This window comes from Streptomyces albofaciens JCM 4342 (genome assembly GCF_008634025.1).
Taxonomy (GTDB): Bacteria; Actinomycetota; Actinomycetes; order Streptomycetales; family Streptomycetaceae; genus Streptomyces; species Streptomyces albofaciens.
Genome location: NZ_PDCM01000001.1, coordinates 552,501 through 573,668, shown reverse-complemented (window position 1 = coordinate 573,668; position 21,168 = coordinate 552,501). Strand labels below are relative to the sequence as shown.

Annotated in this window: 18 protein-coding genes, 2 rRNA genes and 1 pseudogene (1 of these 21 cut by a window edge); 5 read left to right on the top strand and 16 right to left on the bottom strand. The window is 70.7% G+C overall.

The genetic code is table 11. The annotated features are described in order from the left end of the window. Nucleotides 1–87: 87 nt before the first annotated feature. The 7 genes from CP973_RS02690 to CP973_RS02660 all read right to left on the bottom strand — a co-directional run bounded on the left by CP973_RS02690 (nt 88) and on the right by CP973_RS02660 (nt 8,182). Nucleotides 88–897 carry a S1 family peptidase gene (locus tag CP973_RS02690; protein WP_150237227.1) on the bottom strand — a complete coding sequence of 270 codons (810 nt, stop codon included), beginning with the start codon at nt 895–897 and terminating at the stop codon, nt 88–90. Nucleotides 898–1,191: 294 nt separating this feature from the next. Beyond that, a complete protein-coding gene (locus CP973_RS02685) occupies nt 1,192–1,998 on the bottom strand; it encodes a serine protease (protein WP_150237225.1) in 807 nt (268 codons plus the stop codon). Nucleotides 1,999–2,289: 291 nt separating this feature from the next. After that, nucleotides 2,290–3,285, bottom strand: coding sequence for a porphobilinogen synthase (gene hemB / locus CP973_RS02680; RefSeq protein WP_150237223.1), 996 nt, complete (start codon nt 3,283–3,285; stop codon nt 2,290–2,292). Further along, nucleotides 3,282–4,931: a bifunctional uroporphyrinogen-III C-methyltransferase/uroporphyrinogen-III synthase gene (locus CP973_RS02675; protein ID WP_150237220.1), complete on the bottom strand. Its 1,650-nt coding sequence runs from the start codon at nt 4,929–4,931 to the stop codon at nt 3,282–3,284. Before CP973_RS02675 ends, hemB begins: the two co-directional genes overlap by 4 nt. After that, nucleotides 4,928–5,905 (bottom strand): hydroxymethylbilane synthase, encoded by a 978-nt coding sequence (gene hemC / locus CP973_RS02670; RefSeq protein WP_150237218.1) that lies wholly within the window; start codon nt 5,903–5,905, stop codon nt 4,928–4,930. The genes CP973_RS02675 and hemC overlap by 4 nt, the downstream gene beginning before the upstream one ends. Beyond that, nucleotides 5,898–7,340, bottom strand: a complete 1,443-nt coding sequence (locus CP973_RS02665; protein ID WP_150237216.1) for a glutamyl-tRNA reductase — start codon at nt 7,338–7,340, stop codon at nt 5,898–5,900. The genes hemC and CP973_RS02665 overlap by 8 nt, the downstream gene beginning before the upstream one ends. Beyond that, nucleotides 7,337–8,182 (bottom strand): redox-sensing transcriptional repressor Rex, encoded by an 846-nt coding sequence (locus CP973_RS02660; RefSeq protein WP_150237214.1) that lies wholly within the window; start codon nt 8,180–8,182, stop codon nt 7,337–7,339. The genes CP973_RS02665 and CP973_RS02660 overlap by 4 nt, the downstream gene beginning before the upstream one ends. 409 nt (nt 8,183–8,591) lie before the next feature. On the opposite strand from CP973_RS02660, the gene CP973_RS02655 reads away from it, so the two are divergent. From CP973_RS02655 to CP973_RS40675, 5 genes and pseudogenes are all read left to right on the top strand, one after another. Next, complete coding sequence (locus CP973_RS02655; protein WP_150237212.1) at nt 8,592–8,870, top strand: glutaredoxin family protein; 279 nt, start codon at nt 8,592–8,594, stop codon at nt 8,868–8,870. Between the two features lie 328 nt (nt 8,871–9,198). After that, complete coding sequence (locus CP973_RS02650) at nt 9,199–10,086, top strand: HAD family hydrolase (RefSeq protein WP_244409702.1); 888 nt, start codon at nt 9,199–9,201, stop codon at nt 10,084–10,086. A gap of 17 nt (nt 10,087–10,103) precedes the next feature. Then, nucleotides 10,104–10,700: an SMI1/KNR4 family protein gene (locus CP973_RS02645; protein ID WP_150237210.1), complete on the top strand. Its 597-nt coding sequence runs from the start codon at nt 10,104–10,106 to the stop codon at nt 10,698–10,700. A gap of 364 nt (nt 10,701–11,064) precedes the next feature. Then, nucleotides 11,065–11,847 (top strand): ECF subfamily RNA polymerase sigma factor, BldN family, encoded by a 783-nt coding sequence (locus CP973_RS02640; protein WP_150237208.1) that lies wholly within the window; start codon nt 11,065–11,067, stop codon nt 11,845–11,847. 476 nt (nt 11,848–12,323) lie between these two features. Further along, nucleotides 12,324–13,536 (top strand): annotated as a pseudogene (locus CP973_RS40675) (DUF5667 domain-containing protein). 171 nt (nt 13,537–13,707) lie between these two features. Here the strand turns inward: CP973_RS40675 and CP973_RS02630 are convergent. The 9 genes from CP973_RS02630 to CP973_RS02590 all read right to left on the bottom strand — a co-directional run. Continuing rightward, nucleotides 13,708–14,700 (bottom strand): lysophospholipid acyltransferase family protein, encoded by a 993-nt coding sequence (locus CP973_RS02630; protein ID WP_150237206.1) that lies wholly within the window; start codon nt 14,698–14,700, stop codon nt 13,708–13,710. A gap of 14 nt (nt 14,701–14,714) precedes the next feature. Continuing rightward, nucleotides 14,715–15,773: an NAD-dependent epimerase/dehydratase family protein gene (locus tag CP973_RS02625; protein WP_150237204.1), complete on the bottom strand. Its 1,059-nt coding sequence runs from the start codon at nt 15,771–15,773 to the stop codon at nt 14,715–14,717. A gap of 368 nt (nt 15,774–16,141) precedes the next feature. Further along, the gene (locus tag CP973_RS02620) at nt 16,142–16,240 is read right to left on the bottom strand and encodes a 30S ribosomal protein bS22 (RefSeq protein ID WP_003948845.1); all 99 of its coding nucleotides are present in this window, start codon (nt 16,238–16,240) and stop codon (nt 16,142–16,144) included. A 119-nt stretch (nt 16,241–16,359) separates the two neighbouring features. Beyond that, nucleotides 16,360–16,569 carry a helix-turn-helix domain-containing protein gene (locus CP973_RS02615; RefSeq protein ID WP_014144137.1) on the bottom strand — a complete coding sequence of 70 codons (210 nt, stop codon included), beginning with the start codon at nt 16,567–16,569 and terminating at the stop codon, nt 16,360–16,362. A gap of 128 nt (nt 16,570–16,697) precedes the next feature. Continuing rightward, the gene (locus tag CP973_RS02610; protein ID WP_425281984.1) at nt 16,698–17,495 is read right to left on the bottom strand and encodes a phosphatase; all 798 of its coding nucleotides are present in this window, start codon (nt 17,493–17,495) and stop codon (nt 16,698–16,700) included. Nucleotides 17,496–17,704: 209 nt separating this feature from the next. Then, nucleotides 17,705–18,886: an acetoin utilization protein AcuC gene (locus tag CP973_RS02605; protein WP_150237199.1), complete on the bottom strand. Its 1,182-nt coding sequence runs from the start codon at nt 18,884–18,886 to the stop codon at nt 17,705–17,707. Nucleotides 18,887–18,958: 72 nt separating this feature from the next. Further along, the gene (locus CP973_RS02600; protein ID WP_150237197.1) at nt 18,959–19,612 is read right to left on the bottom strand and encodes an HAD family hydrolase; all 654 of its coding nucleotides are present in this window, start codon (nt 19,610–19,612) and stop codon (nt 18,959–18,961) included. Nucleotides 19,613–19,674: 62 nt separating this feature from the next. Then, nucleotides 19,675–19,791: ribosomal RNA gene (gene rrf, locus CP973_RS02595) — 5S ribosomal RNA — on the bottom strand. A 76-nt stretch (nt 19,792–19,867) separates the two neighbouring features. Beyond that, nucleotides 19,868–21,168, bottom strand: a 23S ribosomal RNA gene (locus CP973_RS02590) (it continues 1,822 nt past the right edge of the window).

Below are 21,168 nucleotides of genomic sequence, written 5' to 3'. Positions count from 1 at the left end.
GGGACGATATCCCGGATGCGGGAAGCGGGGAAGAGGCAACGGCACGGCACGGGTGCCCGTCGGCCGACGGGCACCCGGACGCGTCGCTCAGCCCGCCAGCTTGTTGGCGGCCTTCTCGATCTGCGCGGAGAAGGCGCTCACCTTCGTGTAGACGCCGGGCTTGCCGGGCCGCGCGCAGCCCTCGCCCCAACTGGTGATGCCGACCTGGACCCAGTCGCCGTCCTCGTCGCGGCGGAACATCGGGCCGCCGGAGTCACCCTGGCAGGTGTCCACGCCGCCCTCCGCCATGAAGCCGGCGCAGATCTCGTCGCTCGGGGTCAGCTGGTCGCCGTACGCCTGCTTGCAGGTGGCCGTGTTCACGAACGGGACCTTGGCCTTGCGCAGGTAGCGCTGCTGGGTGCCGCCCTCGCGGCTGGCGCCCCAGCCCGCGATCGTGAACGTACCGCGGTCGAAGTTGTCGTCCTCGGCGAGATGCAGCGTCTCCTGGCCCTTGATCGGCGTGGCCAGCTTGATCAGGGCCCAGTCCTTGCCCTTGCCGTTGTAGCCGGGGGCCTGGGCGACCTCCTTGGACTTCACCTTGATCGCCTTGGGATTCTGGAGGTCCACGACGCCCGCGGTGACGGTGATGGACGTGTTGGGGCCGCTGCCGTCCACGCAGTGCGCGGCGGTGAGCACGACGTCCTCACGGATGAGGGAGCCGCCGCAGCCCATGGACAGCCGCACCATGAACGGGAACTCGCCCTGCTTGGCGGGCGGCCCGCCGATGATCTGCTGGCCGGGCGTCGGCGTGGGGGCGGGCGCGGCGCTGGCGCCGCCGGTCGACTGGAGTGCGACGGCCGCCGCCACGGCGGCGCCGACGGCTATGGATCTCTTGATACATCTCGCGGAGCGCTTCAAGGACTTCCCTCTCGCGTCGGAGGCATCGGTGTCCAACTCGTGCGCACAGCACACCGGGACACCACCGCAGCGCAGTACTGCGCCGGAAGTGCCACGACGTTGCTGGAGCGTTGTGATTATGTGGACGCGCACCAAAGACGCACAAGGTTCTGAAACCGGCCAACTTCCCGAGTACGGCGACGTATCCGCATTCGCGTGGTTCGGACCAATCGGACGTCCGTTGCGGGCGGGTGGCGGCGACACGGCCCGTCGGCCGGCCCGCCGCGGACACCCGCCCGCCCGGACGTCAGCGCGTCACAGCTGGTCCGCCGCCTTCGCGATGGCCTGCGAGAAGGCGCTCACCCGCGTGTAGACGCCCGGCTTGCCGGGCCGCGCGCAGCCCTCGCCCCAGCTCGTGATGCCGACCTGCACCCACGCGCCCGCGTCGTCCTTGCGGAACATCGGGCCACCGGAATCGCCCTGGCAGGTGTCCACGCCGCCGGTCCGCATGATCCCGGCGCAGATCTCCTCGCCGGGTATGTAGGCGCTGCCGTACGCCTGCTGACAGGTCGGGGTGTCGACGAACGGCACCGTCGCCTTGCGCAGGTACCGCTGCTGGCCGCCGCCCTCCCGGGTCGCGCCCCACCCGGCGACGGTGAACTCGCCCTGGTCGTAACGGCCGTCCGTGGCCGTACGCAGCGTGGGCAGGTTGATCGGACGGGCGAGCTTGATCAGTGCCCAGTCCTTGCCGGAGCCGTCGTAGCCGGGCGCCTGGAGCACCTTGGTGGACCTGACCTTGATCGCGCTGGAGCTCTGGAGGTCGACGACACCGGCCGTGGCGGTGATGGAGGTGTTGTTGCCGCTGCCGCTCACGCAGTGCGCGGCGGTGAGCACGACGTCCTGTCGGTAGAGCGCGCCGCCGCAGCCCATGGACAGCCGCACCATGAACGGGAACTCGCCCTGCGCGGCGGGCACACCGCCGACGATCCGCGTACCGGGGGTGCCGCCCGACGGTGTCGGTTCGGTGGCGGCGCTCGCGGCGCCGGGTTGCAGCGACAGGGCCGCCAGGGCGATGGCGCCGAGTGCGACGGATCTCTTCAGGAATCTCGCGGAACGGGTCAACGGACTTCCTCTCCGAGGGGGTGGTTCGGGCCCGGCCGGCGCCGGACCCCGCGTGACCTGCTCATGCCAAACGCATGCGTACGAGGTGCCATCGGAACGGGACGTGCGTGGGGGAAGCGGCGCCACGACGCGGCAGAGCGTTGCGATTATGTGGACACCACGAAGGGGGCACAAGTCACGGAACCGGCCAATCGCCTCGCGTGGTACGGGAGTTGGCGCCCGTATCGGCGGCCGTAGGCAGCACGACGGCGGCGCTCCGTGCGGAGCGCCGCCGTCCGGGCCGCGCGGAAACTACAGCTTCCGCGCGACCTCCGTCGCCCAGTACGTCAGGATCATGTCGGCCCCCGCCCGCTTGAACCCGGTCAGGGACTCCAGGATCGCCGGGTCGCGGTCGATCCAGCCCTTCTCGGCGGCGGCCTCGATCATCGCGTACTCGCCGGAGATCTGGTACGCGGCGACCGGCACGTCCACCGAGTCGGCGATCCTGGCGAGCACGTCCAGGTACGGCATGCCCGGCTTGACCATGACCATGTCGGCGCCCTCCTGGAGGTCGAGCGCCAGCTCGCGCAGCGACTCGCGGGAGTTGCCGTAGTCCTGCTGGTAGGTCTTGCGGTCGCCCTTGAGGGACGAGCCGACGGCCTCGCGGAACGGACCGTAGAAGGCGGAGGCGTACTTCGCGGTGTAGGCCAGGATCGAGACGTCCTCGTGGCCGGTCTGGTCCAGCGCGTCGCGGATGACGCCGACCTGGCCGTCCATCATGCCGCTCGGGCCCACCACGTGGACGCCCGCGTCGGCCTGGACCTGCGCCATCTCGGCGTAGCGCTCCAGCGTCGCGTCGTTGTCCACCCGGCCGTCGGCGTCCAGGACACCGCAGTGGCCGTGGTCGGTGAACTCGTCCAGGCACAGGTCCGACATGATCACCAGGTCGTCGCCGACCTCGGCGCGCACATCGCGGATCGCCTGCTGGAGGATGCCGTCCGGATCCGTGCCGGCCGAGCCGGCCGCGTCCTTCTTCGCGTCCTCCGGCACACCGAACAGCATGATCCCGGCGACGCCCGCCCCGACCGCCTCGACGGCGGCCTTCCGCAGCGTGTCACGGGTGTGCTGGACGACGCCCGGCATCGCCCCGATCGGCGCCGGTTCCGAGATCCCCTCCCGCACGAACGCGGGCAGGATCAGGTCCGCCGGGTGCAGGCGGTGTTCGGCGACCATCCGGCGCATGGCCGGCGTGGTGCGCAGCCGGCGCGGCCGGCCGCCGGGGAAGTTGCCGTACGTACTGCTGCTCAACTGCGAGCCCTCCTACGCGATCCGGGCCGGCGCTCGCTCGGGCGGGTGACCGGGTCCCCGGCCTCCAGCGCGGCATCGCGCCGCGCCGCCCCGAACTCCGCGAGCGCTTCGGCCAGCTTGTGCACCGACGGCTCGGGCGACATGACGTCCACGCGCAGCCCGTGCTCCTCGGCGGTCTTGGCGGTGGCCGGGCCGATACAGGCGATCACGGTCACGTTGTGCGGCTTGCCGGCGATGCCGACCAGGTTGCGCACCGTGGAGGACGAGGTGAACAGCACGGCGTCGAACCCGCCGCCCTTGATCGCCTCGCGGGTCTCCTGCGGCGGCGGCGAGGCCCGTACGGTCCGGTAGGCCGTGACGTCGTCGACCTCCCAGCCCAGCTCGATCAGGCCCGCCACCAGCGTCTCGGTGGCGATGTCGGCGCGCGGCAGGAACACCCGGTCGATCGGGTCGAAGACCGGGTCGTACGGCGGCCAGTCCTCCAGCAGCCCGGCCGCCGACTGCTCGCCGGACGGTACGAGGTCGGGCTTCACGCCGAAGGCGATCAGCGCCTTGGCGGTCTGCTCGCCCACCGCGGCGACCTTGATCCCGGCGAACGCGCGGGCGTCGAGGCCGTACTCCTCGAACTTCTCCCGGACCGCCTTGACGGCGTTGACCGAGGTGAAGGCGATCCACTCGTACCGGCCGGTGACCAGGCCCTTGACCGCGCGCTCCATCTGCTGCGGGGTGCGCGGCGGCTCCACGGCGATGGTCGGCACCTCGTGCGGCACCGCGCCGTACTCGACGAGCTGGTCGGAGAGCGAGGCGGCCTGCTCCTTGGTGCGCGGCACGAGGACCCGCCAGCCGAACAGCGGCTTGTTCTCGAACCACGAGAGCTGGTCGCGCCGGGCCGCGGCACCGCGCTCACCGACCACGGCTATGACCGGCTGCCCGCCGTCCGCCGACGGCAGCACCTTCGCGGCCTTCAGCACCTGGGCCACCGAGCCGAGCGTGGCGTTCCAGGTGCGCTGGCGCGTGGTCGTACCGGCGACGGTGACCGTCATCGGCGTGTCGGGCTTGCGGCCCGCGGAGACCAGCTCGGCGGCCGCGGCGGCCACCGCGTCCAGCGAGGTCGAGACCACGGCCGTGGCGTCGCTGCTGCCCACCTCCGACCAGCAGCGCTCGTCGGCGGTGCGGGCGTCGATGAACCGCACGTCCGTACCGTCCGCGTCGCGCAGCGGCACACCGGCGTACGCGGGCACGCCGACCGCGGCGGCGATGCCCGGCACGACCTCGAAGACGACGCCCTCGGCGGCGCACGCCAGCATCTCCTCGGCGACGTGCGCGTCCAGTCCGGGGTCGCCGGACACCGCACGCACCACCCGCTTGCCGGTGCGCACAGCCGACATGACAAGATTGGTGGTGTCCCGAAGAGCAGGGACACCGGCGGTGGTTGACGCCTCGTCAGCCGTCGGCTGCTGCGGCGTGTCCACATGCGCCCGCGCATGCGCGCGGACGACGTCGAGCACCTGCGGGTCGGCGATCAGCACATCGGCGCGCGCCAGTGCCTCGACGGCACGCAGCGTCAGCAGTCCCGGGTCTCCGGGACCGGCACCGATGAAGGTGACCTGACCGGCGGCAGGGTGGTTCGGGGCGGTGGGGTTCAAAGTGCTCGCTCCCCCATAAGACCGGCCGCACCCTTCGCGAGCATCTCGGCGGCGAGTTCGCGCCCCATGTTCACAGGGGTCGCCGCGTCGCCGAGAGAGGCGGGTACGTGTCCGGTGGTGGACAGCTGCACCAGCGTCGAGCCGTCGGTCGTGCCGACGACGCCACGCAGGCGCAATTCGGTGACAGCCTGCCCGTCGGCCTGCAGGTCGGCCAGCGCACCCACAGGTGCGGAGCAGCCGGCCTCCAGGGCGGCGAGCAGGGAACGCTCGGCCGTCACGGCGGCCCGGGTGAACGGGTCGTCGAGCTCGGCGAGCTGGGCGGCGAGCTGCGCGTTGTGCGCGGCGCACTCCACCGCCAGGGCCCCCTGGCCGGGGGCGGGCAAAACCATGTCGGGCGACAGGTGGTCGGTCGCCTCGTCGATCCGGCCGATCCGGGTCAGCCCGGCCGCGGCCAGCACGACCGCGTCCAGCTCGCCCTTCTCGACGTAGCCGATACGGGTGTCGATGTTCCCGCGGATCGGGACGGTCTCCACCCGCCGGCCCAGCGCACGCGCCCAGGCGTTCAGCTGCGCCATGCGGCGCGGCGACCCCGTACCCACGCGGGCGCCGTCCGGCAGCTCCTCGAAGGTCAGGCCGTCGCGCGCCACCAGCACGTCGCGCGGGTCCTCGCGCTTCGGCACGGCGGCCAGCGCCAGCTCGGCGGGCTGCGCGGTGGGCAGGTCCTTCAGCGAGTGCACGGCGAAGTCGATCGTCCCGTCGAGCAGCGCGTCGCGCAGCGCCGAGACGAACACACCGGTCCCGCCGATCTGCGCCAGGTGCTCACGCGACGTGTCGCCGTACGTGGTGATCTCCACCAGCTCTACGGGACGGCCGGTGACCTCGCGCACCGCGTCGGCCACCATCCCGGACTGGGCCATGGCGAGCTTGCTGCGCCGCGTCCCCAGTCGCAGGGCCCGTGGATTGCTGTCAGTCATGCCCGCTCCCGTGCTGTGTGCGGGCCGTTGCCCGCGTGTCGGCCCGGCTGACGGCGGCCACCGTCTGCGGGTCGAGGTCGAAGAGTTCGCGCAGCGCGTCCGCGTAACCGGCGCCGCCGGGTTCGCTGGCCAGCTGCTTGACCCGCACGGTGGGCGCGTGCAGGAGTTTGTCGACGACCCGGCGCACGGTCTGGGTGATCTCCGCGCGCTGCTTGTCGTCCAGGCCGGGCAGCCGGCCGTCCAGCCGGGCGATCTCGCTCGCCACCACGTCCGCCGCCATGGTGCGCAGCGCGACCACGGTCGGCGTGATGTGCGCCGCCCGCTGCGCCGCGCCGAACGCGGCCACCTCGTCGGAGACGATGCCGCGCACCCGGTCCACGTCGGCCGCCATCGGCGCGTCCGCGGACGCGTCCGCCAGGGTCTCGATGTCGACGAGGCGCACGCCCTCGGTCCGGTGGGCGGCGGCGTCGATGTCCCGCGGCATGGCGAGGTCGAGCAGCGCCAGCTCGGCGGCGGGCGCGACGGTGCTGCCGGCGCCCCCGGCGGTGCCGGTGAGGCCGTCGGCGGCCGCGGTCCGGGCGGCACGCGTCCCGGCGGCCGCCGCGATCGCCTCGCCGGTCAGGACCAGGCCGGTGGCGCCCGTGCAGGAGACCACGACATCGGCCAGGGCCAGCTCGGACTGTACGGCGGTCATCGCGACGGCGCGGGCGGTCAGCCCGTTCAGCGCGCCCGCCGAGCCCGGCTCGGTCAGGATCTGCGTCAGCCGCTCGGCGCGCTCCACCGTCCGGTTGGCCACCGCCAGTTCGCCGATCCCCGCCCGTACGAGCGTGGTGGCGGCCAGCGAGGACATCGAGCCGGCGCCGATGACCAGGGCGCGCTTGCCCCGGGCCCACTCGGCGACGTCGGTGCCGCCCGCCAGCTGCTCCAGGCCGAAGGTGACCAGGGACTGGCCCGCCTTGTCGATGCCCGTCTCGCTGTGGGCGCGCTTGCCGACCCGCAGCGCCTGCTGGAAGAGGTCGTTGAGCAGGCGGCCCGCGGTGTGCTGTTCCTGCGCGACCGCGAGCGCGTCCTTGATCTGGCCGAGGATCTGGCCCTCGCCCACGACCATCGAGTCCAGGCCGCAGGCCACCGAGAAGAGGTGGTGGACGGCCCGGTCCTCGTAGTGCACGTACAGGTACGGAGTCAGCTCGTCCAGGCCCGCGCCGCTGTGCCGGGCCAGCAGGGTGGACAGCTCGGCGACACCGGCGTGGAACTTGTCCACGTCGGCGTACAGCTCGATGCGGTTGCAGGTCGAGAGCACCGCGGCCTCGGCGGCCGGCTCGGCCGACACCGTGTCCTGGAGCAGCTTGCCGCGCGCCTCGGGGGCGATGGCGGCGTGTTCCAGGACGCTTACGGGGGCACTGCGGTGACTGAGCCCAACAACGAGGAGGCTCATGCCGGCATCACGGCGGGCACATCCCCGTCGGGTCCCTTGCGGTCGGACGCGCCGGCGGGGGCGTCCGCGGCCGGGGCCGCCTTGGCCGCGGCCTCGCGGACCTCGCGCACGGCCCGGCGGGCCTCGCGCGCGGCGACGGCGCGGGCGTCGTCGGAGTCCTCGTCGTCGTGGCCCGCGTCCTCGCCCGCCTTGCGCTGCTCGTGGAAGGCCAGGATCTGCAGTTCTATCGACAGGTCGACCTTGCGCACGTCCACGCCGTCCGGAACGGTCAGCACGGTCGGCGCGAAGTTCAGGATGGACGTGACGCCGGCCGCGACCAGCCGGTCGCAGACCTGCTGCGCCGCGCCCGCCGGGGTCGCGATGACGCCGATCGAGACGCCGTTGTCCGTGATGATCTTTTCCAGCTCGTCGGTGTGCTGGACGGCGATGCCCGCCACCGGCCTGCCCGCCATCGCCGGGTCGGCGTCTATCAGCGCGGCGACCCGGAACCCGCGGGAGGCGAAGCCGCCGTAGTTGGCCAGGGCGGCGCCGAGGTTGCCGATACCGACGATCACGACCGGCCAGTCCTGCGTCAGGCCCAGCTCGCGGGAGATCTGGTAGACGAGGTACTCCACGTCGTAGCCGACGCCCCGGGTGCCGTACGAGCCGAGGTAGGAGAAGTCCTTGCGCAGCTTCGCGGAGTTGACCCCCGCGGCGGCGGCGAGTTCCTCGGACGAGACCGTGGGGACCGAGCGCTCGGAGAGCGCGGTCAATGCGCGCAGATACAGCGGAAGCCGGGCGACGGTGGCCTCGGGAATCCCTCGGCTTCGGGTCGCCGGTCGGTGAGTTCGGCCAGTTGCCACGGTGCTCCTGCGGGTAGAGCGGGGCTGTGGACGGCCGTAGATGTCCCGACCGCCCCGTCGACAGCAGGCTATGTCTTTGTGAACGCGTGCACAAAGATGGTGTCCGCTTTGTCCGGCCAAAGTGACCGGGGTCACGCGGCTTTTGCACCGCTTCGCGGAACCAACTCCCCCGGCACACCGTTCACACGTTTCGCGCCGGTAACAACGGAGCGCCGACGGCAGCACGCGTCCTCACTCCTCACCGCTATGCCCCGGAAACCTACAAATCGCCCATCGATGGTAGTCGACTCAGGCTACTTTCCGACCCGCTTTCCGGCGGCCCGCTCGCGGCCGGGGCCCGCCTTCCGGCCGCCCGGCCAGGGCCGGGGTGACGGCACGAGGCGGCCCGGCCGGAGGCACAATTGCGGGCATGGCCTCCCTCTTCAGCCGCAACGCCCGCAAGAACCCGGCCGACAGCACGGTGACGCTCATCGGCAAGCCCGGCTGCCACCTGTGTGATGTCGCACAGGAAGTGATCGAGCGCGTCTGCGCCGAGACCGGCGCCTCCTGGGAGAAGAAGGACATCACCCAGGACCAGGAGCTGTACCGCAAATACTGGGAACAGATTCCGGTCGTCCTCGTGGACGGCGCGCAGCACGATTTCTGGCGGGTCGACCCCCAGCGGCTGCGCAAGGCCCTGGGCGCCTGACCGCACGAGCACCGGCCCGCGCACCGGTACGAGCGCCCCTACGCCCGGCGTGCCCCGGCGCGTACGGCACCGGAACCGCCCGGCGTACGCCCCCGCGGCGGAGGACGATCTCACCGCCCGGCGCCGTCACCGGGATGGCCGTAACGCAACCTTCGGCCGAGCCCTGGCCGGTGGACATCCGCCCGTAACCAGGCGCACCGAACAACCTGGCTACGCTAGCTACATGGCCCACCCGTCGCCCGCCCGTCGCCCCCGCAGGAAGCCCTACGGCGTGCACCTCCCCACGGGGTGGTTCACCCGCCGTAGGCGACCCGCCACCGCGCGCAGCGTGCTGGCCGGCGAGGCCGCGGCCGAAGCCGCGCGCAAGTCCTCGCTGGAGGCCGAGGCGCAGGAGGCGGCAGCCCAGGACCAGCGCGCCGAGGAGCCGGAGTTCCCGGTCGTCGGCGACACCTCCGCCGCCGCCTTCTTCGACCTCGACAACACCGTGATGCAGGGCGCGTCGCTCTTCCACTTCGGGCGCGGCCTGTACAAGCGCCGCTTCTTCCACAAGCGCGACCTGGCCCGCTTCGTCTGGCAGCAGATCTACTTCCGCTTCATCGGCTCGGAGAACCCCGAGCACATGGCGGACGCCCGCAACAGCGCGCTGTCCATCGTCCAGGGCCACCGCGTCTCCGAGCTGATGACCATCGGCGAGGAGATCTACGACGAGTACATGGCCGAGCGGATCTGGCCCGGCACCCGCGCCCTCGCCCAGGCCCACCTGGACGCGGGCCAGAAGGTGTGGCTGGTGACCGCGGCGCCCGTCGAGACCGCGACGATCATCGCCCGCCGCCTCGGCCTGACCGGCGCCCTCGGCACCGTCGCCGAGTCCGTCGGCGGCGTCTACACGGGCAAGCTGGTCGGCGAACCGCTGCACGGCCCCGCCAAGGCCGAGGCCGTACGGGCCCTGGCCGCCGCCGAGGGCCTGGACCTGGAGCGCTGCGCCGCCTACAGCGACTCGGCCAACGACATCCCGATGTTGTCCCTGGTCGGCCACCCGTACGCGGTCAACCCCGACGGACGGCTGCGCAAGCACGCGCGCGAGCAGGGCTGGCGGCTGCGCGACTACCGGACCGGCCGCAAGGCGGTCAAGATCGGCATCCCGGCGGCGGCCGGGGTCGGGGCGCTCGCGGGGGGCGCGGCCGCGGCGGTGGCGTTGCAGCGGAGGCGGCGCTGAGGGGGTTCTTCCATCCGGTGGCAGCGGACACCGGTGGTCCGGCGTCCTGGGACCCGGCCGCGGTCCGCACCCGCGTGGCGGAGCTGGCGCGTCTGGACCCCCAGTACGCACGCTTCGGCGCCGGCCAGCACCGCTACCGGCTCGCCCCGCCGCTGCCCGCCGCGGAGCTGCACGCGTTCGAGGCGCTGCACGGCGTGGAGCTGCCCGCTTCGTACCGCGACTTCGTCCTCCGCGTCGCCGACGGCGGCGCCGGTCCGCGGCACGGCCTGTTTCCCCTGACGGGGCCCGGCGCCTACCCCGGCCCGCCGGACGGCTGGGCGGCGGAGGACGTCCGCGAATCCGACCGCAGGCCCGGCGCGCTCGCGACGCCTTTCCCCTTCACCGAGGCGTGGCGCCCGCGGCCCGGCGAGCGGTTCGACCCGGAAGCGATGACCGCCGGGACGCTCGCCATAGCCGAAGCGGGCTGCGGTGAATTCATACGACTTGTCGTCACCGGCGCGCAGCGCGGCCGGGTCTGGTCCGCCGACCTGGAGGTCTGGCCCAGCCTGACGCCCGGCCCGGATTTCGGGGACTGGTACGCCGCATGGCTGGCGGACACGCCGGGCCACGGCTGATCCGGGCGGCGGCCGGCGGCCGCTCACAGGCTGTGCACGACGCTCCCCCGGCGCCCGGCCCGGCCAATCCCCATTGCATACCCCCGTCTCTTCCCCGGCAGTCCCATTGCCATCGGTCCGCCACAACACGGCCCGCAACCAGGCAGATCACGTTCCTTTCTGATCAATATCTGCTCAGGAATCGATACTTGATCGGGCATGAACTCGTAACGGACCAGAAGTAATCGATGATTTGAGCAACTGGGTGTAGCGCCGCCTGTACGAAGCGTTATTCTCCTCAGACGCAAACCGGTACCCACGCGTCCCTACGACGGGTGAACGGTCCCGCTCTGCACGTGATGGAAGCTCTGCCTCTGGGAGTCCCGTGTACCCACACGTCGGGGTTGACGCCTCGGGCCTGGCTACGCTGCGTACGACGCTCGTCGACCACCTGCGCAGTTTTGTCCCCACCGCGATCGCCGTCCCCGCATTCGCCACAGCCGTCCCCGCCGGACCCTGCTACGCCCTGGCCGACGGAAGCACCACCACGGTCGGCAAGACCGGCGGCAGAACCCGCCGGGGTGCCGGCACGCCCACCGCCCGGCGCCCCGCCGACAGCGACAGCCGGCGCATGATGGACCTCGTCGAGCGCGCCCAGGCCGGCGAGGCCGAGGCCTTCGGCCGGCTCTACGACCAGTACGCCGACACGGTCTACCGCTACATCTACTACCGGGTGGGCGGACGGGCCACGGCCGAGGACCTGACCAGCGAGACGTTCCTGCGCGCCCTGCGCCGTATCGGCACCTTCACCTGGCAGGGCCGCGACTTCGGCGCCTGGCTGGTCACGATCGCCCGCAACCTGGTCGCCGACCACTTCAAGTCGTCGCGCTTCCGGCTGGAGGTGACCACCGGGGAGATGCTCGACGCCAACGAGGTCGAGCGCAGCCCCGAGGACTCGGTCCTGGAATCGCTGTCCAACGCGGCACTGCTGGAAGCGGTCCGCAAACTCAACCCGCAGCAGCAGGAGTGCGTGACGCTGCGCTTCCTCCAGGGCCTGTCGGTCGCCGAGACCGCGCGCGTCATGGGGAAGAACGAGGGCGCCATCAAGACGCTCCAGTACCGCGCCGTACGGACCCTGGCGCGGCTCCTCCCGGACGACGCCCGCTGACCGCCGTCCCGCCGCCCCGAGCCACCGCACGCGCCACGGGCCACGCCCCGGTCCCGTCTCCCCGTTCCTGCTCCCATCTGCGTCTTCGCCTGCCTCGTCGTCCCGGGCCGTCCGCTCCGTCCCACGCCAGGACTAACGCGTGGGGCGCCGCTCCGATCGCCTGAATCTCCTGGACAGATGTTGACGCCCGGCCTTCTTCCGTGGCCCCTGTCCCGCCCGCCGACGCGCCCGGCGCCGGTCACCGCGGCACTGACTGCTGGTGATCGTTCGTGACCGTTCCGTCAGATCATCGTGAGTGCGTAACCCAAGTGCCGCGGCGCTCGTTGTGCGGAATGCAGACTCTCTGCGGTGCACGCCATGCCCGCGCCCTCTCACTCGATCGGGTGGACGCGAGCCTGTCGTGCAACCTTCCGGCCAGTCTGGATAGTCAAGCCAGTCCGGGGAGTCGAGCGGGATGACGAGAGGAGGTGCCGCCCGTGATCGCGAACGTATCGGTGCACCGGCGGGCCAACGCCTTCGCCCAAGCCCTGGAGGAGCAGGTCCTCCCGGGCGCGGCGGCCGAGGACGAGGCCGGGACACCGGCGGAAGCGTGCGGAGAAGCAAGGCTGTTGGCGGTCGCCGGCACGCTCGGCGAACTCCCCAGGCCCGAGTTGGACCCCGAGGTCAAGACCGTCCACCGGGCCCAGCTCATCGCGGCCATGGAGGCCGCCTTCGCCGAGGACGACAGCCGGGTGCCCCAGCAGCGCGGCGCCCGCGGCGCACACCGCGCCGCCAAGTCCCTGGGCCGGCTGCGCCCGCGCTCCCGGCTCTCCAAGGGGCTCGCGGCGGGCGGCCTGACGGTGGGCGTCGCCGCCGGCGCCTTCAGCGGCGTCGCCGCCGCCAGTTCCGACGCCCTCCCGGGTGACTCCCTCTACGGCCTCAAGCGCGGCATGGAAGACCTCAAGCTGGGTCTGGCGGACGACGAGTCCGAGCGCGGCCGCCTCTTCCTCGACCAGGCGTCCACCCGCATGTTCGAGGCCCACCGCCTCATGGAACGCGGCCGCTCCGGCGATCTCGACCACGAGATCCTGGCCGAGGTCCGCAAGGCCCTCTCGGGCGTCACCGAGGACGCCGGCGAGGGCCACCGCCTGCTCCACCAGGCGTACGAACGCGACGGCTCCCTCGGCCCCATCCAGACCCTCAACTCCTTCACCAAGTCGCACCGCGACAGCTGGAGCAGGCTGCGCGACCGCCTCCCGGCCCAGCTGATGGACGTGCGCGACGAGGTCAGCTCGGTCTTCGACGCCATAGACGAAGAGGTCGGACCGCTGCGCTCGCTGCTGCCCAAGCACCCGGGCGGCGAGAGCCACCGCGAGAGCGCCCCCCCAGGCTCCCGCGCCCGGCGACGCCCCCCGGGACCGTACGGACCGCCCGGCCCCGTCCGGGGAGAGCGCCTCCTCGTCCGGCCGGGCCGACGGCTCCCAGGCGCCCCGGCACCGGCCGTCCTCCTCGCCGTCCCGCAAGGACGACGGACTGCTCGGCGGCAGCACGGGCGGCCTGCTCGACCCGCCCGCCGACACCGACACCCCCTCCCCGGACGGCAAGGGCGACGGCAAGGAGACGCCGCACGAGCCCGACGTCACGATCCCGCCCCTGCTCCCCGGCCTGCTGCCGGACATCGGCCTGGACGGCAAGAACCCGCTGGGCTGACCCCGCCGACGCCCCGGTGCCACCGCACGGCATCGGGGCATCGTGCTGCGTGGCGTCAGGGCGTCGTGCCCGCATCGGGGCGTCGCGCGCGTCCGCAGGAGCGCCCCCGTACGGCCGGGTCCTCAGCGGAACACCGTCAGGAGCCCGTCGATCCCGGGAAAGCCCGGTCTCTCAGAAGAACACCGACCGCCGCTGCACCAACAGCTTGTACAGCGTGTGCTGGATCGTTTCGCGCACCTGGTCCGTCAGGTTGAACATCAGCATCGGGTCGTCCGCCGCCTCCGCCGGATACCCGTCCGTCGGGATCGGCTCCCCGAACTGGATCGTCCACTTCGTCGGCAGCGGCACCAGCCCCAGCGGCCCGAACCACGGGAAGGTCGGCGTCAGCGGGAAGTACGGGAAGCCCAGCAGCCGCGCCACCGTCTTGGCGTCCCCGATCTTCGGGTAGATCTCCTCGGCGCCCACGATCGAGCACGGCACGATCGGCACCCCGGCCCGCAGCGCGGTGGACACGAACCCGCCGCGCCCGAACCGCTGGAGCTTGTAGCGGTCCGCGAACGGCTTGCCGATGCCCTTGAAGCCCTCCGGCATCACCCCGACGACCTCACCGCGCTCCAGCAGCCGCTGCGCGTCCTCCGCGCAGGCGAGGGTGTGCCCGGCCTTGCGCGCCAGCTCGTTGATCACCGGCAGGACGAAGACCAGGTCGGCCGCGAGCAGCCGCAGATGCCGCTCGGCCGGGTGGTGGTCGTGCACCGCGACCTGGAGCATCAGCCCGTCCAGCGGCAGCGTCCCGGAGTGGTTGGCGACGATCAGCGCGCCGCCGTCCGCCGGGATGTTCTCGATCCCTTTGACCTCGACCCGGAAGTACTTCTCGAACAGCGGCCGCAGCACCGACATCAGCACCTGGTCGGTGAGCTCCTCGTCGTACCCGAAGTCGTCGACCTCGTACTCGCCGGTGAGGCGCCGGCGCAGGAAGCGCAGCCCCCCGGCGATGCGCTGCTCCAGGGACGCCCCCGCCGCCCCGGCCGGCTGTTCCGGCCCGTCCTGCCGCCGCGGTTCCGGTACGGGCGCCAGCGCCGTACGACGGCCTCCACGGCCCGGCCGCTTGACCTTCCTGCGCGACCGGGGCTCCTCGCCGAAGGGAATGACCTTGGCGTCCGCCATCGTGGGTGAACTCCTCACTGGGTCGGGCCGCTGCGTGCGGGCAGCACGGCGGCGAGCCGGTCGACGGTACGGGCGAGGACCTCGGGCGGCAGCAGCCCGGGTCCACGACTGCGGGCGAATTCCGCGAAGGTCTCCGCCGTCGTGTATTTCGGGTGAAACCCCAGTGTCTCGCGCATCTGGGTCGTCTGGACGACCCGGCCGTGCGTGAGCATCCGGATCTGTTCCGGCGAGAAGTCGGTGATGCCGAGGGAGCGCAGCACGGTGCCGGCCCAGGTGACGGTCGGCAGGAACAGCGGCAGCGTGGGGCGGCCGAGCCGCCGGGAGCACTGGGAGAGCAGCAGCGCGCCGTCTCCCGCGATGTTGAACGTGCCGCTGTTGATCGTGCCGCGGCGCGGCTTGCCGGACGCCATGCACAGTGCCTCGATCGCGTCGTCCTCGTGGACGAACTGGAGCCGCGGGTCATAGCCGAGGACGGTGGGGAGCACCGGCAGCGAGAAGTACTCGGCGAGCGGCGAGTCGGCGCACGCGCCGAGGATGTTGGCGAAGCGCAGCACGCACACCGCGACGTCCGGGCGGCGCCGGGCGAAGCCGCGTACGTACCCCTCGACCTCGACGGCGTCCTTGGCGAAGCCGCCGCTGGGCAGCGACTTCGGCGGCGTGGTCTCGGTGAAGACGGCCGGGTCGCGGGGCGCGGAGCCGTACACGCTGCTGCTGGACTTCACCACCAGCCGTTTGACGTGCGGCGCCTTCTGGCAGGCGCCGAGCAGCTGCATGGTGCCGATGACATTGGTCTCCTTGACCGTCGCCCGGCTTCCGCGGCCGCCGCGCCCGCCGAGCGGCGTGCCGTTGATATCCATGTGAACCACAGTGTCCACATTGGTCTCGGCCAGCACTTTGGCAATGGCCGGATGCCTGATGTCGGCCTTGAGGAAATCCGCCCCGCCCAATTGGTGCTCGGGCGCCACGGCATCGACTCCGATCACCCGGTCGACATCGGGGTCGCGCTGAATGCGTCGTACGAACCGGCCCCCCAGCTGCCGTGCGACTCCAGTGACGAGCACGACCTTTCCCAAGATCAGCCCTTCCTTCCCACCCTTGTCCCTCGCGTGAGCCGAGCTGTGACGCCACGCTATCGGGTCGTTGTTGCGCTGTGATGACCGCGGGTTGCCGCTGGCTCCATTTCAAGCCTTGGCCCGAGCTTTGCCCGTCCCGTCGGCCGGTTTTCCGCCCCGGCCGGGCCCTTGTGCCCGCACGCTCCGCCACTCGGTGCGCACCGCCGCTCCGCGCGCTTTTCCGGGCCCCTCGTAACGCCCGTACGGCTATCCGCGCGACGGCCGGCAATCCGCACCCCTCCGAGTGCGCCGCGAAACCGCCGCCAAACGCACCGCAGCCCCCCACCGCGTGGTGCGGTGGGGGGCTGCGGAATCGCGATCAGCGTCGCTTACTTCTTGTTGCGGCGCTGAACACGGGTGCGCTTGAGCAGCTTGCGGTGCTTCTTCTTGGCCATCCGCTTGCGCCGCTTCTTGATAACAGAGCCCACGACTACCCTCGCTCACTTCGTATCACTCGGTGCGGGGCGTCCGAGCCCACACTACCTACATCGGGCCAGCCTACCCGGCGTCGAGCCTACGGCGTAATCCGAGGGTCCTCTTGAGCCCCTCAGGCCGATTCCACCCCCACATAGGACTCACGGAGGTAGTCGTGGACCGCTTGCTCCGGGACCCGGAACGACCTCCCCACTCGGATCGCGGGCAGATGACCGCTGTGCACCAAGCGGTACACGGTCATCTTCGACACTCGCATCACCGTGGCGACTTCCGCCACGGTCAGGAACACGACCTCATTGAGAGGCCTTTGGTCTGCAGCCATGACACACCTGAACCTTCCGCACATGACGGGCACCGGCTTCCCCTCCGGTGACTCCCCGTCGCTGTGCGCTCACTCCCCAGGTTAGGGGCGGGTGATGCGAGTGGGGAAGAGGAGCAGCGATCGGCCGCCTACTGTGACAGACACGCTCGATTGAGTACATAGCGAGTAAGCGGTCGGTAGTAATCAGACCGCACAGCGTCATCAAGTGGAACTACGGCGGACACCCGCCCCTCCGCCTGTCCGACGAACAGCGCGGGATCGTCCGTATCCGCCAGTCCGATGGCCTCAAAGCCCAGCTGACCTGCTCCGCAGACCCATCCGTGGTCACCGATCACCAGCTCGGGAAGCGGCCCGCCGGCGTCTGCCAGGGCGTCGAGGGCGGTACGAACCGGGAGGGGGGAGTGGGTGTGCACGCCCGGCTCACCGAGCCCGCGCCGCACGCCCGGTTCGCGCATCAGCGCGACTCCCCGTACGTAGTCAAGGTTGTACGTGCGTACCCCGAATCGGGTCGCTATGTCGACACAGTGGCCATACGCCGGGGTGAGAACGGTGCATCCCGCCGCCGAGAGGGCGTCTGCCAACCCGCCGTAGAAGCCCAGCAGCCGGTGCGGGTGGCCGGTGCCGATCAGTACCGCAGCGTGCCGGGCGGCCGCCGCGCCGAGCCGGTCCGCGAAGGCATCCAGTCCCGCGACCGTACAGTCCGGATCGATCGAATCGAGGCCGGAAGTATGCCGAGGATCGGCCGAAACTCCACAGTGCTCAGCCATCACTCGAAGCACTTCACGCACGGACCAGTCATTCGCGGGCTCCAGACCGATCAGCGCGCGCGGGTCGCCAGCCGCGAAGAGGCGGTAGCGCGTCAGGCTCTTCTCCCGGGATGTCGCGATCGTCCCCGCGAGCCGCACCCTGACCACATACGCCTTCAGCGCGTCGGCGTCCGCCGCCGCGTCCGCGTCCGTACCGGAGGCCCACACGAGAGACCATGCTGACGCCCCGGCCCTCGCTCCATGCCCGAACCGCCCAGTAGTCACACATCCGGGCGCATCGTCCCGAAGTGACGCCCCTTCGGGACGCGCCCGTCCCCGGTGTTCCCGCCCTTATGGCTGCGGCCCGTGGGCAGGGACGGCGTTGTTCGCTACGGCAGCAGCCCGTGCGCGGGGAACACCGCGCGCCGCGTCGCCAGCACCGCCTGGTCCAGGCGGTCGGCCGGGTCGTATCCCTCGCCGTGGAAGTCGCGCCAGCCGGTGCCGCGCCCGTCCGTCATCCGCACCGGCGCCCCTTGCCGGGTGCGCCGGTAGACCTCGTGCCGCCACTCCTCCGGCACCGGGGCGGTGGGCTCGATCGGACGCCCCGCCGCGATCGCCACCAGGTGCGTCCAACTGCGCGGTACGACGTCCACCACCGCGTAACCGCCGCCGCCCAGCGCGACCCAGCGCCCCTCCGCCGTCTCGTGCGCGAGATCGTGGCAGGCGGCCGCCACCGCGCGCTGCGCGTCCAGGCTCACCGCCAGGTGGGCGAGCGGGTCCTCGAAGTGGGTGTCCGCGCCGTGCTGCGTCACCAGGACGTCGGGCCGGAACGCGGCCAGCAGCTCCGGCACCACCGCGTGGAACGCGCGCAGCCAGCCCTCGTCGCCGGTGCCGGCCGGCAGTGCCACGTTCACCGCGCTGCCCTCGGCCGCCGGGCCGCCGGTCTCCTCGGGCCAACCGGTCTGCGGGAACAGCGTCCTGGGGTGTTCGTGCAGCGAGATCGTCAGGACCCGGGGGTCGTCCCAGAAGGCGGCCTGGACGCCGTCCCCGTGGTGCACGTCCACGTCCACGTAGGCGACGCGCTCGGCCCCCAGCTCCAGCAGGCGGGCGACGGCGAGCGCCGCGTCGTTGTAGACGCAGAAGCCCGCGGCGCCGCCCGGCATCGCGTGGTGCAGGCCGCCCGCGAAGTTCACCGCGTGCAGGGCCTCGCCGCGCCACACCGCCTCCGCGGCGCCCACCGATTGTCCGGCGATCAAGGCCGAGGCCTCGTGCATCCCGGTGAACGCCGGGTCGTCCTCGGTGCCGATGCCGTACGCGGGGTCGGCGGCCTTCGGGTCGGCCGAGGCCTGCCGTACGGCGTCGATGTAGTCCTCGCGGTGCACGAGCCGCAGCGTGGAGGTTCCGGCGGCCCTGGCGGCCACCACCCGCACCGCGTCGGGCCCGCGGTCGAGTCCGTACGCCTCCACCAGGCGCATGGTCAGCGCGAGCCGGACCGGGTCCATCGGGTGCCCGGGCCCGAAGTCGTAGCCCGTTACTGCCTCGTCCCACATCAGCTGTGCACGGCCGCTCATGCCCGTCACCGTATCGGTAGGGCCGTAGGGTCCATACGGGGTGTGCGGTTGGGGGCCCGGGGCGCCGGACGGCTAGGTGAGCAGGCCCGGGAGTTCTTCCATGCGGGCGAAGAGCCCGGTCACCGGGCCCGCCGCGGTCAGCTTCGCGGCCGGGGTCATGGCGGTGAAGCCGTATACGTCCATACCGGCGGCGACGGCGGCCCGGACGCCGAGCGGGCTGTCCTCGACCACCGCGCACCGCTCCGGCGCCACGCCCATCTCGCGCGCCGCGTGGAGGAAGAGGTCCGGGGCCGGCTTGCCCTTGCCGACGTCCTGCGCGCTGAAGATCCGTGCGTCGTCGAACCACTGGTCGAGCCCGGTCCTGCGGTGTCCGACCCGGATCCGCTCGTGGGTCCCGGAGGAGGCCACGCAGTACGAGGTTCCGTCGGCCGCCAGCTTTCCGAGCACCTCGGGTACGCCGGCGACGGGCTCCAGCTCCCGCTCGAAGGCTTCGAAGACGCGCGCGTGCAGTGTCGTCTCGAAGTCCTCGGGGAGGGACCGCCCGGTCCGCTCCTTGATCAGGTCGTGCACCCGGTGTACCGCGGCACCCATGTAGTCGTGGATCGATTGCTCGTACGTGGTGGGGTGGCCGAGTTCGGTGAGGTAAGCGGCGAGGATCGTATTGGAGATCGGCTCGCTGTCGACGAGCACACCGTCGTTGTCAAAAATGATCAGGTCATAGCGCATGGCACCGACCCTAAACGCGGAAAAGCCCCGCACCATACGGTGCGGGGCTTCCCACAAAAACTGTTCGGCGGCGTCCTACTCTCCCACAGGGTCCCCCCTGCAGTACCATCGGCGCTGAAAGGCTTAGCTTCCGGGTTCGGAATGTAACCGGGCGTTTCCCTAACGCTATGACCACCGAAACACTATGAAGATAACAACTACAGCCAGCAAGGCGAGTTCGTTACTTCAGAACAAACACAGTGGACGCGAACAACTGAGGACAAGCCCTCGGCCTATTAGTACCAGTCAACTCCAACCGTTACCGGTCTTCCATATCTGGCCTATCAACCCAGTCGTCTACTGGGAGCCTTACCCCATCAAGTGGGAGGGAGCCCTCATCTCGAAGCAGGCTTCCCGCTTAGATGCTTTCAGCGGTTATCCTTTCCGAACGTAGCCAACCAGCCATGCCCTTGGCAGAACAACTGGCACACCAGAGGTTCGTCCGTCCCGGTCCTCTCGTACTAGGGACAGCCCTTCTCAAGACTCCTACGCGCACAGCGGATAGGGACCGAACTGTCTCACGACGTTCTAAACCCAGCTCGCGTACCGCTTTAATGGGCGAACAGCCCAACCCTTGGGACCGACTCCAGCCCCAGGATGCGACGAGCCGACATCGAGGTGCCAAACCATCCCGTCGATATGGACTCTTGGGGAAGATCAGCCTGTTATCCCCGGGGTACCTTTTATCCGTTGAGCGACGGCGCTTCCACAAGCCACCGCCGGATCACTAGTCCCTACTTTCGTACCTGCTCGACCCGTCAGTCTCACAGTCAAGCTCCCTTGTGCACTTACACTCAACACCTGATTGCCAACCAGGCTGAGGGAACCTTTGGGCGCCTCCGTTACCCTTTAGGAGGCAACCGCCCCAGTTAAACTACCCACCAGACACTGTCCCTGATCCGGATCACGGACCCAGGTTAGACATCCAGCACGACCAGAGTGGTATTTCAACAACGACTCCACAACCACTGGCGTGGCCGCTTCACAGTCTCCCACCTATCCTACACAAGCCGAACCAAACACCAATATCAAGCTATAGTAAAGGTCCCGGGGTCTTTCCGTCCTGCTGCGCGAAACGAGCATCTTTACTCGTAGTGCAATTTCACCGGGCCTATGGTTGAGACAGTCGAGAAGTCGTTACGCCATTCGTGCAGGTCGGAACTTACCCGACAAGGAATTTCGCTACCTTAGGATGGTTATAGTTACCACCGCCGTTTACTGGCGCTTAAGTTCTCAGCTTCGCCCCACCGAAATGGAGCTAACCGGTCCCCTTAACGTTCCAGCACCGGGCAGGCGTCAGTCCGTATACATCGCCTTACGGCTTCGCACGGACCTGTGTTTTTAGTAAACAGTCGCTTCTCGCTGGTCTCTGCGGCCACCACCAGCTCACACCGCAAGGGTGATCACCAGCAATGGCCCCCCTTCTCCCGAAGTTACGGGGGCATTTTGCCGAGTTCCTTAACCATAGTTCACCCGAACGCCTCGGTATTCTCTACCTGACCACCTGAGTCGGTTTA